This window comes from Bacillus sp. FSL K6-0042, assembly GCF_038006685.1.
Lineage (GTDB): Bacteria > Bacillota > Bacilli > Bacillales > Bacillaceae_G > Bacillus_A > Bacillus_A pseudomycoides.
Window position 1 is genome coordinate 1,540,900 of record NZ_JBBOVS010000001.1, and the last position, 14,162, is coordinate 1,555,061.

Genomic DNA, 14,162 nt, shown 5'->3' on the forward strand with positions numbered 1-14,162 from the left:
TATTCAGTATATTAACAACTTACACTGTAAACGTCAATGAAAAATTAGAAATATTTTCATAAAAAAGACCTCAGCTACGCTAAGGTCTTTTTACTTAATTCTTTTATGTTTTTAAAATACAGGCGTGTTTCTTTCTCTTCTCCCTCATCAAACAAATTGAGTTGTTTAATGATTTCAGCTGCAAACTCGACATACGCAGAGCCAACTGCTGTAATGATTTTCTCATCCACTGTTACATCTGTACTTTGTTTATACTCCCACTTATGGAGATGTGCTAAATGTTCCACCTCTGATGTTAATGATGTTGAGAATTTTTTATTTTTCAACACATCTGCTGCATGTAATAACGCAGTTCCTGCACAAATACCAGCTAACCATTTATTTTGTTCATTTAGCTCTTGAACAATTGATAATAACTTAAGATTTTCTAAATGATGAAAAATCTCTCCGCCAGGGACAATTAGAATTTCATACTCTTTTGCAATTATATCATCTATGGAAGTATGCGGTTTACATAGGAAACCTCCTTCTCCTTTAACAGTAGCACCATCTACACTTACTGTGACAATTTCAAACCCCTTACTTTTTAAAAATAAACTTGCTAAATTCACTTCAAATTCTGCAAATCCATCAAATAGGAAAAACAATGCCTTTTTCATTTCATCAGCCCCTTTATTTTCGACACACTTATACATATTCGAAAATAACAAAACTTCTCCTTCAAAAAAAACAAACCTGCTAATGCAGATTTGTTTTTAACTTATCTTCTATTAAACCCTTTTTTACTCAAAAACTCCTTCATATGCATTCTTTTCTCTTTTGACATAAAAGCACTCATTGATCCTGTCCATGTTACATCCTTTTGATTTGTAGATCTTTCCTTATAATATTCATTAGTCGTACGGTCATATTCCTCTAGTAATTCATCATATTTATTTTCGTCATATACGTTTTCATGTAAAATCGCTTCAACTGGCAAACGCGGTTTCACTGCATGACTTTCATTAGGTACTCCAACTGTCATCCCAAATACCGGGTATACTTTATCTGGTAAATGGAGCAGTTCACTCACTTCTTCTGGATTATTCCTGATTCCTCCAATATAACAAATGCCATATCCTAGTGATTCTGCAGCGAGCGCTAAGTTTTGTGCAAATAAGGATGCATCTACTGTAGCTACAATAAAGTCCTCTGCACCATCATGTTTAATCTCTGTTCCATGTTTCTCACATGCTGTTTCTAAGCGCTTTAAATCTGCACAGCAAACAAAAAATGCCGCGCAATCTTTCACATGACGATTACCTGATAACTCTGCCAATTGCACCTTTAAATTTTCATCTGTAACGTACATAACTGAATACGCCTGAACAAAATGTGATGATGCTGCATATTGCGCTGCTTGTACCATTCTTTCCACTATATTCTTAGGAATTGGTTCTTGTTTATATTTCCGAACTGATGTATGTTGCTCCATTTTATGTATCATCTCATTCATAGTAAAGCCTCCTTTTTCTTATTACTGAAAAATTAACATATCCTTTTCATTTATCACAACTTTTATGCCCATCTAAAAACTTCTATATAATATGCTCTTTTTTCACCTCAATTAAAGCAGAACCCTTCCAACCTATACAAAAAGAGGACGAACTTTTAACCATTCGTCCTCTTTCATTCTTGAAAAAATAAAGTGAAACTTTAATCAGTGGGGGGGTTTCTTCATCCCCCACTGATTATTAGCCCTCACCAATCGGGCTTTTACGGACAGTTGATCCCCCACCTATCTTCCTCGTTTCTCTCTGAATCTTGAGGTGGGGGTCTTACTGCCCGTTAATGCGGGATAAATCGTTTAAGCTGCTCTCAGCACTTTAACACCTTTAACAATATTCCAAACAAAGTAATAAATACCTACAATTGCAAAAGTTACATAGGTTACAATCATTCCGATTCCAACACTTGCGGATTCTCCAAAACTTAAACCGAATACACCTGAAAATGCCAATCCACCAAACAAAATTGCATATGGGAAAATATGTGTCCAAAATGCCTTTTTCGCATGATATTTCACATCATCTTCTGCAATAAAGTAGACGATGATTGGGAATAGAAACGGTGCAAAGAAAATACTAAAATAACAAAGTGAAGATAAAATATTATTGCCTTTCATACGATTCACTCCTAAAGTCTCGTTGTTTTTGTTACCTTTATTATGGCACTTCACTACTTTAGGAACTATCGTTTTACCTTTCAATCAGATTACATTTTTGTAAGCTTCATTACTATATACGATTCGTTAGCCAATACTGTGTAATCGCAAAATATTCCCTCACATTTGACTGAATAATAATCGATTTAGGTGTTTTCGCAGGAAGTCCATTTACCTTTAACCCTTGTTTTTCAGCAATTTTTTTGGCCCGAAACATATGAAAATCATTTGTAACAATCATCCCTTTTTTCTTATTTGCTGGAATAAGAGACTTTGAGAATTCAATATTTTCATCTGTATTTGTAGAACGATCTTCCATTATAATTCTTTGTTCTGCAATACTTTGTTTCATTAATCCTTTTTTCATGGCCCGTGCTTCTGAAATGTCTTCTCCTTTTCCTTTACCACCGGATACAATAACAATCGTTTGTTCATGTGTTTTTAAATATTCCGCTGCTTTATCAATACGATATTGTAAAGAATAAGAAGGCTCTGTTCCTTTCACCTTTGCTCCTAAAAGAATCATGTAGTCTGCATCGTTCGGTGCTTCCATATGACCATGCTTATAAATGTTATATTGTAAAAATCCTATATAACCTACTATAATCATTATCACAACTAAACTATACTTCATCATCTTTTTCTTCTTTATCATTTACATTTACTCCTATTTTTTCTATTTTCTCATCATAATATTCTTCTCATTATTTGTATAGATTTAATTTCCTAATTGAACTACCCCCACCTTCACTTCGTTTAGAGGAGGGGGTCTTCTCGGTTAAAATGATAAATAAAGGGAATAGTGGATAAGGTATATATAATTGATAATGGGAACTTTGCATTAAGGAGTGTAATCATTGATTATTTTTTTATGTAATGTAACATTCTTCTTTGTATTATTTCTTATATCGCTTAAACTGCTAGGAAAATCTGCACTTGCACAGCTTACACCACACGATTTTGGAGCCATTATCTTTTTATCTTATTTAGCTTTTCGGGCTATACCTGTTGATGGTGCTTTGCAAGCCATTGTGGGTATGATTGTAATTACTTGCCTCCATCTCTTGATTACAAAATTAAGCTTGCTAAATAAACTGAATCGTTTCATTCTTGGTCACCCCATTATTTTAATTAAACATGGAGATATTGTTTTTGAAAATCTAAAGAAAAGTAGATATCCAATTGCTGAGTTGCTATCCAATCTTCGCGTAGCAGGATATCCTAGCGTACATGAAATCGAATATGCCATTTTAGAAGCGAATGGCGCCATTAGTATTTTACCCAAAAGAGAGCTTGTTCCTCTCACTCCAAAAGATATGCATATAGATGTAAAATATGCAGGATTACCAATTGCCCTTATCGTTGATGCACAAATTCAATACGATAATTTAAAATTAATCCATAAAAATGAAAAATGGCTTCGGAAAGAGTTACTAGAAAAAGGATTTGAAGATATAAAAAACATTGCATTTGCTTCTGTACAAGAAACTGAAGGCTCTTTTGCAATTAGCCTAAAAAATAAGAAATCCCCTTAAATACATTTAAACATACTATAATTAAAAGAGGATATTATGTTCAATATAGAGCATAAATCCTCTTTTTTTATACATAATGGAATGAATAATCAGATATTACGAATATTGTCTATTATGTATATAATGTTATAGATGAAAATTTGTTGTTAGTTAGGGGGACAAAGCCCACAGCGGGAGGCGTAGTGAGGTCTATAAACCGAACGTAAAAAAAATGGTTTTAGGTGGTGAATGTCTATGAGGGTCCAAGAGGTGCTTTTAGAGAATAATAGTAAGAGATACATATTAGTAGATAATGAAGGCATTCCTGTGATTCCTGTGATGAAATACCTGAAGTATTTAGATGTTACAGGGAAAAGCAACAACACACAGAAAACGTACTGTTATGCACTAAAACAGTATTTTTTGTACTTACAGGAGATAGAGAAAAATTACAGAGATATAAGATTAGAGGACTTGGTGGAGTTTGTAGGATGGCTTCGGAATCCGTATGAGAGCAGCAAGGTAATGTCTCTTCGACCTGTGAAGGCAAAGAAAACAGAAAGGACAGTGAACCTTACGGTCACCGCTGTTACAAACTTCTATGACTATTTGTACCGGAATGAAGAGTTACCGCGTGATATGGAAGAGAAATTGATACGTCAGGTCTTTACAGGCGGGAGAACACGGTATAAGAGTTTCCTTCATCATATCAACCAGGACAAGCTATCTATGCGGAATGTATTGAAGGTAAAAGAACCTCGCAAGAGGGTGCAGACGCTCTCAAAAGAACAGGTGAAACAGGTCTTAGCAGCAACAACGAATATACGGGACACCTTTCTCATCCAGCTCCTGTTTGAGACAGGGTTAAGAATTGGAGAGACGCTTTCTTTATTTTTAGAGGATTTCAAGTTTAGTCATCAAAAAGGGCATCGCATTCGTCTGACGGATCGCGGGGAATTAGAGAACGGTGCGAAACTGAAAACAGGGGAACGGGAAATCTTTGTTTCACAGGACCTCATGGACTTATATGATGACTACATGTACGATGTCATTGACGAATTGGACGTCGAAACCAACTTTGTGTTCGTCAAATTGCGCGGTAAAAACATGGGGAGACCGATGACCTACGGGGATGTAGAAGCTCTATTCAAACGACTGCGTCAGAAAACAGGAATCGATGTCCATCCTCACCAGTTTCGTCATACGCACGCGACGATGTACTATCAGGAGACGAAGGATATTAAACAGGTACAAGAGCGCCTTGGTCATTCACAAATCCAAACGACCATGAATTTGTACCTTCATCCTTCGGATGAAGACATCCGCAAGGATTGGGAAAAGGCACAGGGCGCATTTCAAATCAAAGAACCGAACGGTAGGAGAGAATGAAACAAGTTTATCAGGTTAATACAGAACAACTTGGATTTCATGAGCGATTGCAGCGTGACCTGTCAGGTTATCCCATGAAGACCATAGAGAAGGATGACTCAGTTATCATCCATCACGTGAAGGATCCCTACTTCTTGGTCAAAGACATTTGGAATGTTGACTTTTTGGAAAACATTCCTCAATTTCAGGAAATGGTTGAGAAATATAAAGGTACAAATCGCAATGTGCGTTTTCAAATCAATAACGCGACTGTTAACCTGGAAATAAAATATGTGTGGTATCAGAAATTATTTAAGGATGAATGGTCATTAAGCACCGTATTTGGAGAGCCAGCAAGGCTCTTACGAAGGTTAACAGTATTTCTCAACGAAAAATACCCTAACCTTTTCTCCCTTCTTGATCTGGACATCGACCAAACAGAACGGGAATGGTGGTTTTGGTTAGAACAGCAAGGGATATCAACACAATATAAAAGAAAAGACGTGACAGGTGGCGTTTATATACATAAAGCACCCATCGCAAGCTTTTTACGATTTATTCATTCCAATTTTCTTGTCCTGACTGATACGCGTGAAGAATGGGAGAAAGATCGATGGGATGTGCGAATGTTACATGACAAATATGGAATTAACTATAACAAGACCAAGCCTGACTATTACCTTGATTTCACCAAAATTGAACAAGTGGAAATGCGTCAGCATATTAAAAGGTATTTCAAACAACGCTTACTTAGTAAGAATCATTTCTCATGGGGTTCAGCTCAAGGTTATCTAACTCATTTATCAAGGTTCTGGTCACTTATATTTTCCTTAGAACCTTCATGGACGAATTTAAAAGGGTTGAAACGATCGCATATGGAACGGTACATCCAATGGTTACATGAATATACAAGAAGTAATTTGACTCAAAAAAATGCGCACCCTGAAAGCCATATACAACTTACACTGACCTACATAGGAAAGTTCTTGAGAGACACCCAGCGATATGAATACGATATCGCTCCTGACACCCGTATACAATTGTTACTCTTTCCAGAAGACAAGCCGAAGTTAAAAAAGAAATCGATTGATCAAATTGATTACATTCCTGACTATGTGTTAGAACAGCTCTTTATGCACATCGATGATTTACACAAAGAGGTCGTTCCTGTGGTATGGGTTGCTTACAAAACAGGGCTTCGCATTTCGGATGTATTAGGTTTAACCTCGAATTGTTTGGAGCGGATTAACGGTAAATACTCCATTGTCACGGATATTGAGAAAACCTATGTACAAGGACACCGAATTCCAATTGACGAAGAATTGGCAAACATCCTTGCGATTCTCATTCACAAATCCAAAGAGAACAGCAACCAAGGAAATAACCCCGAAGGGTTCATTTTCGTTCGTTATCGTGGCTCTCGAAAAGGCAATCCTTATTTTCAAAAATGGATTCAACGAGAATTAAACAAACTAGCAAAACAAAAGAACATTGTAGATGAGAATGGAAAACTGTTCCACTTTAAACTTCATCAATTTCGACATACCTACGCTGTCAAAATGTTAAATAGCGGTGCAGACATTCTAACTGTACAGGAATTGTTGGCGCATGCCTCGCCCGAAATGACCTTACGGTATGCCAAACTGTTGGATGACACGAAGCGAAAGGCATTTGAAGCGGTCTTTAGCAAAGGGCTATGTTTCGACAGAAATGGTAAGGTGCAAGAAATTAAAGCGGATGAAGATATCCCAAAGGACATCCTGCAGGCCCTTTGGCAAGATCATAAATTAAATGCGATGGAAAATAACTATGGAACGTGTCACGCTCGTTTAAGTGGCGGCTGTGCTTATTTGGAGGAAGCGCCTTGTTTAACGTGTGGTAAGGAAGGCACTCCTTGTAAGGACCTAGCAATTGGCTTTTCCGATTTCGATATCGGGAAATATGAGGATCATATCAAAAGAACCTCCAGAAATATGGAATTGGCAAAACAGTATGGACGTGAAGACATTGTGGAAAAGGGTTCTAGAAATTTGAAGCGTTATGAAGAGATTTTAAGCAAGCTCCAGGAAGGGAACGTTATCTTCGGCAGAATGGAACGAATGAAGCGAAAGCAAGGTGTAGAAAATGGTTAACTATGACCGTAAAGAACATTTAAAAGCAATTCATGCATCAAGAAAAGCGACTACTTCGCAAAAGGTGGATAAAGCCATCCAAAGGCTCGTGCGAGCCAATGATCCTATCAATTTTAATAGTGTGGCAAGCGAGGCTGGCGTAGCAAAAGCCACGCTATACAATAACCGTGAACTGCGTGAACGGATTGAGAGCCTGCGCCAGCAACAAGCGGAAGCTCCTACGCCAAAACAAATCAAGCGTGAGATAGATGAAAACAATAAAGATGCAATTATCGCCTCTTTGAAACGTAAGATTAAGAAGTTAGAAGAAGAGAAAAAACAACTGCGTGAGCAATTGAAGGTTGCTTATGCAGATGTATACAAAAAAATTTAGGATATGAGGAGTGTTCAGTTTGAAAAATGTTTTAGACTGAACCTCCTTGGTCTAATTGGATATTACTATTTGTATTTGTTTTATTAACTAGAATATAGATTTAGACTAACGAATCGTTTATATTTCATGATAAGGGTTTTATTAAAATAAAGTATTAGACTGGATAGTGAATATACATTTTGTCTAATGGAAATGAGGGAGAGAAAATAATGGGGATTCCAAATGAAACGTTAGTTAAAGTTCTTAGTGAATATGGACTTGTTCGACCAGAAATCACATTTCTCAAACATAATGAAAATATGACCTATAAGGTGACAGACTTAGCTGATGGCTTTATCTATTTATTACGTGTTCATCAACCTTTCACAGAGAATTTATCTGGACTACAGCACACAAAAGAAGGATTAACAAGTGAGCTTCAACTACTTCTTGATATTGCTAACAATACAGATTTTGAAGTACAGACCCCTATCAAAAATAGTTTTGGCAAATTTATTGTGGAATTTGACTACCAGAAAACTACTACTATGACCTCCCTTACAAAATGGATTGATAGCCGAACCTTAAACAAAGAAGACTTTTCAAATCCCAAAATAGTCAAAGCGTTTGGAACTCAGACAGCCAAATTACATCAGTATTTACGTACATATAACCGAGCACTTCAACAAGTTAGACCGAATTATGGAGCAAAAAGAATAGATACTATGATTCAACAAATTTATCGCGGCATTGAGAAAGGATTGTTCAGTCAGTCTAATTTTAATACGGTCGAGAAATCTTTGAATTTGATCAGCTCACGTCTTGTGAATTTAGAAGGACTAAATGCATGGGGAATCATTCATGGGGATTTGAACATGAGCAATGTTCTTGTTACAAAACTAGGAGGCGTCGCCTTTATTGATTACAGTCTATTTGGGTATGGGTATTACTTGTTCGACGTGGCAATGGGGGCATTAAATTCCACGGCTACAACCAGAAATTTATTTTTTGAAGGTTATTTCGGAAAGACTGAAGTACCTGAAGATATTTTGATGGTTGTTGAAGGATTCATGCTCATGTCTGTATTAGGTTATTATGCTTTTCATATGGAAAATGAAAAGATTCATACATGGATTAGAGAACGGATGCCTTTGTTATGTACAAAACATTGTCTACCTTTCCTGAATGGAGAACGTATACTTTATAATTTCTAGTTAGTATTACTGGTAGCAGTTAAACTAACTAGGAGCTACTGGTAACTAAGTAAAAATCTAACTTTAACAGAATTCATATAAAAAAGGTGTTTTCAAGTATGGAAAGCACCTTTTCAGTCTACAACTATTTTTCTATAGTCTAAAACATTTTTTAAATTAAACAAGGAGAACGTTGTTCTCTCCTTTCTTATTTCACAAATGAAAACACGGCCGACAAGTGAAATCGGCCGTGTTTTTGTACAATCCTAGCTTATTGCGATTTTAATGATATCGGAAGTCACTAATTTATAAAATCCCTGTCATTCCCATAAAGGAATAAATATTCAAATCTATTCTCATTAATCCTTCTTCACCAACAATACCCATACCTTTAGTATTAGCTTAAAAAACCAGTAAAACACAAAAAAGTTAAAGACAAATCCCAATGGATTAAATCCCAACATCCCTTTAACGAAATAGGAGAAATTTTGTGCAGGTATACCGAAGTAAAGAAAACTTCCATCACTACCATTATCTGTTCCTGTTGTAGGGATGAAGGCAAAGACAACAGCGAAAATCAGACTGATAAAGTACAACTTATTTTTGGTTGAACCCATTCTTTTTTTGTTCTTTAATAAACAATAAGTGATTAAGAACACCATCCCTAAAAAGAAAAGTATTACTTCCATTTGACACCTCCTCACCATATGTTTTTAATTCAATAGCGTAATACTGTCAGGGCCAATATCAAATGCAGGATAATTGAACAAAGTTAGGAAAGAATATACCATAAAAAGGGTTCGAGAAAATGAAAAAAATCGTTTTTGTAGTCTTGGTTTTGTTAATTTCTATTGGTACAGTTGAGAAAGTATCTGCTCGTTCTTTACAATCAACTGATGATACATTAGAAGCTGTTAAAAACCAAGAATTATCAATAATACAAGCAATTGAATTAGCATATCCATCTGCATTGAAATGGAATAAAAACGCTCAATTATTACAGGGAGTTAATATAGACAGAGATAAGCCTGGGAAGTCAATTGGGAGCAATGGTAAAAGAAAATACTGGAATATTGATTTTGGGGTGCCAGATACTAATAAAATATTTTTAGTCACAATCTATGAGGGGAAAATTATTGAAGAAAAGGATCTAACTGGGAAAGATGATTCTCCTTATCCTAAAAAAGTGTTTATACAAATGAAAGATATTAAGTATGATTCACCAGGATTGCTTAAAAAAGCACTGAAAATGGGGAGTATTTATCCAGGTAAAGATTGGGCTAAAGGCTATAATTTTATAATTAGAAAAGACACAGAGAGAAACATTAATCTAATATTAGTGATAGGTTGGAATAGTGACCAGACAAAAATGAAAGCAGTGGGCTTTAATGCTTCAACAGGAGAATATATTAAACCATAGTATGTAATTTGTTGTTTCTTCTTCAACAATCGGGCGCGATTGTTGAAAAAGGGTGATACATATTATACATGACTAATATGTATCACCTCTTATTTTTCATGATTTTTTCCATTTAGGTCTTGATAAAACTTACTAAGGGGATTTCTATCATGCCACATGTTCTCTTTCTATATTTCGTACTGATACCGGATGAGAAATACGATTCATTCCAAATACGATAATCGCTGTTAATAATTCAGCGACTGGCATTACAAGCCAAATCCCATTCACTCCAAACAGCTTTGGCATAATCCATAATAATGGAATAATAAATAATAAACCACGGCTTAAAATAATAAAAACTGACTTCCTCGTTTGTCTTACCGATTGGAAATATTCTCCGTATACAATGTTATAGCCTAAAAATACATATTGAATAAAGAAAAGGCTAATTCCCGTCACAGTTAGCGTGAGTAATTCTGTCGACTGAACATCAAATAAACCGATAATATATTTCCCAAAGAATAAACCGATCACAATCGCTACACATCCAAGTGCAACAGCAGTTTTTACTGCAAAGTGTAGTCCTTCTTTCAACCGTTCCGGTAAATTGGCACCATAATGGAAACTTGCAATTGGTTGTAAGGCTGCTCCAACACCAAAGAACACTAATAGTGTCATGGAGTGAATACTATTAACCATTGCATATGACGCAACACCTAATTCCCCCGCATATTGAATAAAGGCTATATTAAATCCAATTGTTACAATCGCTACTGTTATTTCTGTTGTAAAGCTTGGAAAACCAATCACCATAATTTGTTTGACAGTCTCCCATTCAAAATGAAATTTGGTCCATTTTAAAATACTACTTTTTCTAAAGAAATGACTTAATAAAACAAGAAAACCAATTGCTGCTGACAGGATAGTCGCTGCCGCTGCTCCTGTTACGCCCCAACCAAATATAAAAATAAAGATATAATCAAATGCAATATTTAACAGCGCTGTTACAACAAGTCCCGCCATCGCTAAATTTGGATTTCCATCGTTTCGTATAAATGTACTTAAAATATTTTCTAATACGTATATCATTCCAAATGTTAATAATACAGTTAAATAGTCTAATGCGTACGGTAGGATTACTTCATTAGCTCCAAATAAATAAGCTAAATCTTCTATTCTCCATAAACAAATGACCATTAAAATACCGACAATTACAACCGCCACTGTCATTGATTGTGTAAAAATAGACCGTGCCCGCTCTATTTTATTTTCACCTAATGCTATGGAGTACAGTGTAGCTCCGCCCATTCCAATCCATAATGATATCGAGAAAAAAATGGAAAAGGCCGGGACAGCAACGTTTACTCCCGCTAAGCCATTCGCTCCGACACCTCGGCTAATCATAACGGCATCGATTACAATATTCACCGACATTAATACCATTCCGAGAACCGCTGGTATTAAATAAGATATAAATAAACTTTTTATTGGTTTTTCTCTTAATTTCTCAGTTGTTTCCATAACAAAATGCTCCTTTACAATTCTCTGTTCATATTTTAAACCTTCAAGTTACTTGAAGGTCAAGTGAGAATTAAAAATACATTTATATAACCTCTTACTTTCTTTTTATTACCGGAATTTGTATCTCTGTAACTTGCTCTTCTGGATTTCCCGTCACAGACCAGTCAATTAAAGCAAGCTCAATCGCATCTCCAGACACTTCATATTCTTTCTCCTCGATATCCATTAACAGGTTCTTATAAGTTCCACCCGTTTCTTCATATGGCCCATGGTGATAAGAGCAGGCGAATATCCCTTCTTTAATTTCATCTGAAGTAGTAATTTGAAACGGCATATAATCAAGAAGAATAAAAACACTATTATATGCTTGAAATTCATTTTGAAGTAACCCTTCTTTTGACACTGTCACACCCAGGTCTCCTGAAAATAAACTGTCATCTATTTGCTTCATATTCTTTTGAAGTGAATGGATATAATACTCAAACATATCATCCGTTATATTTGGTGCAATAGCTAACGCTGTAATTTTTCTCTTTGGTAATTTTTTAAATGTCACATTATTAGCTTTTGACTTTGTAGCTTCTTTCATCAAATCGATTTTATGCTTCATTTTAGCCAAAGCATATTCAATTTCTCTTTGTTTTCTTAGCATCATCTTTTGGTGTTTTTCAAGTAAATTTAGGGCATAAGATGGGTTTCTTTCATCAATATATTCCTTTATTTCTTTTAAAGAAATATTTAATTGCCGTAAAAATTTAATTGTATCTAAAAGTGAGAATTGGTCGATTGTGTAGTATCGATAATTTGTTTGTGGATCAACAATGGATGGATGAAAAATACCTTTTTCATCGTAATAACGTAATGTTGACTCCGCAATATTATGCATTTTTGCCATTTCTCCAATAGTAAAACGTTGATTGAATAACATATTTTCTACTCCGTTTCTTTCAAATAAATTGATTCCTTAAAAACAAATTTGTTTTTCTTCCTCTTCATTATATAGACATTTATTCCTTATTCAAAATGAATCATCCCCAATGAAAATCTGCCAATTTAACATTGATTTTTCTTGAAATTTATTATATATTTATTACAGGTTCAAATTACGAGTTCAAAAGAACCTGTATAAAGACCTCTTGTTTAATGTGTTTTACATATTAGTACATTAGGCAAACTCCGAGAAATCGTTTAATAAAAACAAAAAATGAAAAGGAGAGATGAGATGGAATTTTTCTTTCAAATTGCGTTAATTTTACTAAGTACCAAAATTGCTGGTGACATTAGTGTGAGATTAGGGCAACCTTCTGTACTCGGGAAATTAATTGTTGGTATTGTAATCGGTCCGGCGGTATTAGGTTTAGTTAACAATTCAGATTTACTCACACAGTTAAGTCAAGTAGGGGTTATTCTCCTTATGTTTATGGCAGGTCTAGAAACAGATTTAAAAGAACTAAATGAAAATCGCAATTCATCCTTAGCTGTTGCTGTTGGCGGTATTATTCTCCCATTTGTAGGTGGTTATATTTCAGGACTAATTATGGGTATGGAACAAGCAAATGCTGTCTTTTTAGGATTACTTCTATGTGCAACAAGTGTTAGTATCTCTGTACAAACACTTCGTGACTTAGGAAAAATGAAGACTCGGGAAAGCACAACAATGTTGGGAGCAGCTGTATTTGATGATATTCTTGTTGTTATTTTACTAGCATTTGCCATGAGTTTCTTAGGCTCAGGTGATGTGAGCTTAACAATGATTATTTTGAAAAAGGTTGTTTTCTTCCTTTCTATCATCCTAATCGGTTGGAAAGGTGTTCCAATGATTATGCGTTGGTTATCACCACTGCGCGTATCAGAGTCTATAATTAGTGCGGCTCTTATCATTTGTTTCGCTTTTGCATATTTCGGTGAACTATTAGGAATCGCAGGCATTATCGGAGCATTTGCAGCAGGTATTGCTATCTCTCAAACAGATTACAAACATGAAGTAGAAAAGAAAGTAGAACCAATCGCTTATGCAATGTTCGTTCCTATCTTCTTTGTAAGCATTGGTATGAATATTACGTTTGCAGGCATTGGAGATAAAGTATGGTTTATCTTGGCTTTAACTGTAATTGCTGTATTAACAAAACTGATTGGTTGTGGTTTCGGAGCGCGCATGACAGGATTTGATTTACAATCATCTACAATCATTGGGGCCGGAATGGTTTCACGCGGTGAAGTTGCTCTTATCATTGCAGGACAGGGGCTTACTTCTGGACTACTAGCACAAGATTACTTTACAGCAATTATAATTGTCGTTATTTTAACAACAATGATTACACCACCAATGTTAAAATATTCTTTCGGTGTAAAAGATAAGCAATTAAAACAAAGTGCATAGTAGCTATATAGAGTACTAGTTTCATAATATAAAAAACGAGATGATTCTCTTCAAAAGACAATCATCTCATTTTTTATTGAGCCTATCCTATTCGGCT

At 35.4% G+C, this 14,162-nt stretch carries 14 protein-coding genes; 7 read left to right on the plus strand and 7 right to left on the minus strand.

Translation table 11 applies throughout. The features are described from left to right. Positions 1-74 precede the first annotated feature (74 nt). The 4 genes from MHH45_RS08045 to MHH45_RS08060 all read right to left on the minus strand — a co-directional run bounded on the left by MHH45_RS08045 (position 75) and on the right by MHH45_RS08060 (position 2,855). Positions 75-659 (minus strand): DJ-1/PfpI family protein, encoded by a 585-nt coding sequence (locus MHH45_RS08045; protein ID WP_033671071.1) that lies wholly within the window; start codon positions 657-659, stop codon positions 75-77. A gap of 101 nt (positions 660-760) precedes the next feature. After that, entirely contained in the window at positions 761-1,495 is a 735-nt protein-coding gene (gene nfsA / locus MHH45_RS08050; RefSeq protein ID WP_016114191.1) for an oxygen-insensitive NADPH nitroreductase, read from the minus strand. A gap of 351 nt (positions 1,496-1,846) precedes the next feature. Next, positions 1,847-2,164, minus strand: a complete 318-nt coding sequence (locus MHH45_RS08055) for a DUF4870 domain-containing protein (RefSeq protein ID WP_018764335.1) — start codon at positions 2,162-2,164, stop codon at positions 1,847-1,849. A 112-nt stretch (positions 2,165-2,276) separates the two neighbouring features. After that, positions 2,277-2,855, minus strand: a complete 579-nt coding sequence (locus MHH45_RS08060; RefSeq protein ID WP_033671070.1) for a YdcF family protein — start codon at positions 2,853-2,855, stop codon at positions 2,277-2,279. 205 nt (positions 2,856-3,060) lie between these two features. On the opposite strand from MHH45_RS08060, the gene MHH45_RS08065 reads away from it, so the two are divergent. The 5 genes from MHH45_RS08065 (at position 3,061) to MHH45_RS08085 (ending at position 8,783) form a co-directional block, all read left to right on the plus strand. Continuing rightward, positions 3,061-3,738 (plus strand): DUF421 domain-containing protein, encoded by a 678-nt coding sequence (locus MHH45_RS08065; RefSeq protein ID WP_016114189.1) that lies wholly within the window; start codon positions 3,061-3,063, stop codon positions 3,736-3,738. A gap of 234 nt (positions 3,739-3,972) precedes the next feature. Beyond that, complete coding sequence (locus tag MHH45_RS08070; protein WP_088094063.1) at positions 3,973-5,106, plus strand: tyrosine-type recombinase/integrase; 1,134 nt, start codon at positions 3,973-3,975, stop codon at positions 5,104-5,106. Continuing rightward, positions 5,103-7,217 (plus strand): tyrosine-type recombinase/integrase, encoded by a 2,115-nt coding sequence (locus MHH45_RS08075; RefSeq protein ID WP_088094062.1) that lies wholly within the window; start codon positions 5,103-5,105, stop codon positions 7,215-7,217. The genes MHH45_RS08070 and MHH45_RS08075 overlap by 4 nt, the downstream gene beginning before the upstream one ends. Further along, a complete protein-coding gene (locus MHH45_RS08080; RefSeq protein ID WP_016132679.1) occupies positions 7,210-7,590 on the plus strand; it encodes a DUF6262 family protein in 381 nt (126 codons plus the stop codon). Before MHH45_RS08075 ends, MHH45_RS08080 begins: the two co-directional genes overlap by 8 nt. Positions 7,591-7,799: 209 nt before the next feature. After that, on the plus strand, positions 7,800-8,783 hold the full coding sequence (locus MHH45_RS08085; RefSeq protein WP_077295292.1) for a phosphotransferase enzyme family protein: 984 nt from the start codon (positions 7,800-7,802) through the stop codon (positions 8,781-8,783). A 338-nt stretch (positions 8,784-9,121) separates the two neighbouring features. Here the strand turns inward: MHH45_RS08085 and MHH45_RS08090 are convergent, their stop codons facing one another. Further along, a complete protein-coding gene (locus MHH45_RS08090) occupies positions 9,122-9,451 on the minus strand; it encodes a hypothetical protein (protein WP_016132677.1) in 330 nt (109 codons plus the stop codon). A gap of 119 nt (positions 9,452-9,570) precedes the next feature. Here MHH45_RS08090 and MHH45_RS08095 point away from each other — a divergent pair, with 119 nt between their 5' ends. Next, entirely contained in the window at positions 9,571-10,182 is a 612-nt protein-coding gene (locus MHH45_RS08095; protein ID WP_088094061.1) for a hypothetical protein, read from the plus strand. A gap of 147 nt (positions 10,183-10,329) precedes the next feature. On the opposite strand, the gene MHH45_RS08100 is transcribed toward MHH45_RS08095, so the two are convergent. Next, on the minus strand, positions 10,330-11,685 hold the full coding sequence (locus MHH45_RS08100) for an MATE family efflux transporter (RefSeq protein WP_016114188.1): 1,356 nt from the start codon (positions 11,683-11,685) through the stop codon (positions 10,330-10,332). A gap of 94 nt (positions 11,686-11,779) precedes the next feature. After that, positions 11,780-12,613, minus strand: coding sequence for a MerR family transcriptional regulator (locus MHH45_RS08105; RefSeq protein ID WP_016114187.1), 834 nt, complete (start codon positions 12,611-12,613; stop codon positions 11,780-11,782). A 294-nt stretch (positions 12,614-12,907) separates the two neighbouring features. Here MHH45_RS08105 and MHH45_RS08110 point away from each other — a divergent pair, with 294 nt between their 5' ends. Continuing rightward, positions 12,908-14,065, plus strand: a complete 1,158-nt coding sequence (locus tag MHH45_RS08110) for a cation:proton antiporter (protein WP_088094060.1) — start codon at positions 12,908-12,910, stop codon at positions 14,063-14,065. Positions 14,066-14,162 lie beyond the last annotated feature (97 nt).

Bases quoted from the DNA above. Each gene is read 5' to 3' on its own strand.
- MHH45_RS08045 (WP_033671071.1), bottom strand. From the start codon at position 659: ATGAAAAAGGCATTGTTTTTCCTATTTGATGGATTTGCAGAATTTGAA.
- nfsA (WP_016114191.1), bottom strand. From the start codon at position 1,495: ATGAATGAGATGATACATAAAATGGAGCAACATACATCAGTTCGGAAA.
- MHH45_RS08055 (WP_018764335.1), bottom strand. From the start codon at position 2,164: ATGAAAGGCAATAATATTTTATCTTCACTTTGTTATTTTAGTATTTTC.
- MHH45_RS08070 (WP_088094063.1), top strand. From the start codon at position 3,973: ATGAGGGTCCAAGAGGTGCTTTTAGAGAATAATAGTAAGAGATACATA.
- MHH45_RS08075 (WP_088094062.1), top strand. From the start codon at position 5,103: ATGAAACAAGTTTATCAGGTTAATACAGAACAACTTGGATTTCATGAG.
- MHH45_RS08080 (WP_016132679.1), top strand. From the start codon at position 7,210: ATGGTTAACTATGACCGTAAAGAACATTTAAAAGCAATTCATGCATCA.
- MHH45_RS08085 (WP_077295292.1), top strand. From the start codon at position 7,800: ATGGGGATTCCAAATGAAACGTTAGTTAAAGTTCTTAGTGAATATGGA.
- MHH45_RS08090 (WP_016132677.1), bottom strand. From the start codon at position 9,451: ATGGAAGTAATACTTTTCTTTTTAGGGATGGTGTTCTTAATCACTTAT.
- MHH45_RS08095 (WP_088094061.1), top strand. From the start codon at position 9,571: ATGAAAAAAATCGTTTTTGTAGTCTTGGTTTTGTTAATTTCTATTGGT.
- MHH45_RS08100 (WP_016114188.1), bottom strand. From the start codon at position 11,685: ATGGAAACAACTGAGAAATTAAGAGAAAAACCAATAAAAAGTTTATTT.
- MHH45_RS08105 (WP_016114187.1), bottom strand. From the start codon at position 12,613: ATGTTATTCAATCAACGTTTTACTATTGGAGAAATGGCAAAAATGCAT.
- MHH45_RS08110 (WP_088094060.1), top strand. From the start codon at position 12,908: ATGGAATTTTTCTTTCAAATTGCGTTAATTTTACTAAGTACCAAAATT.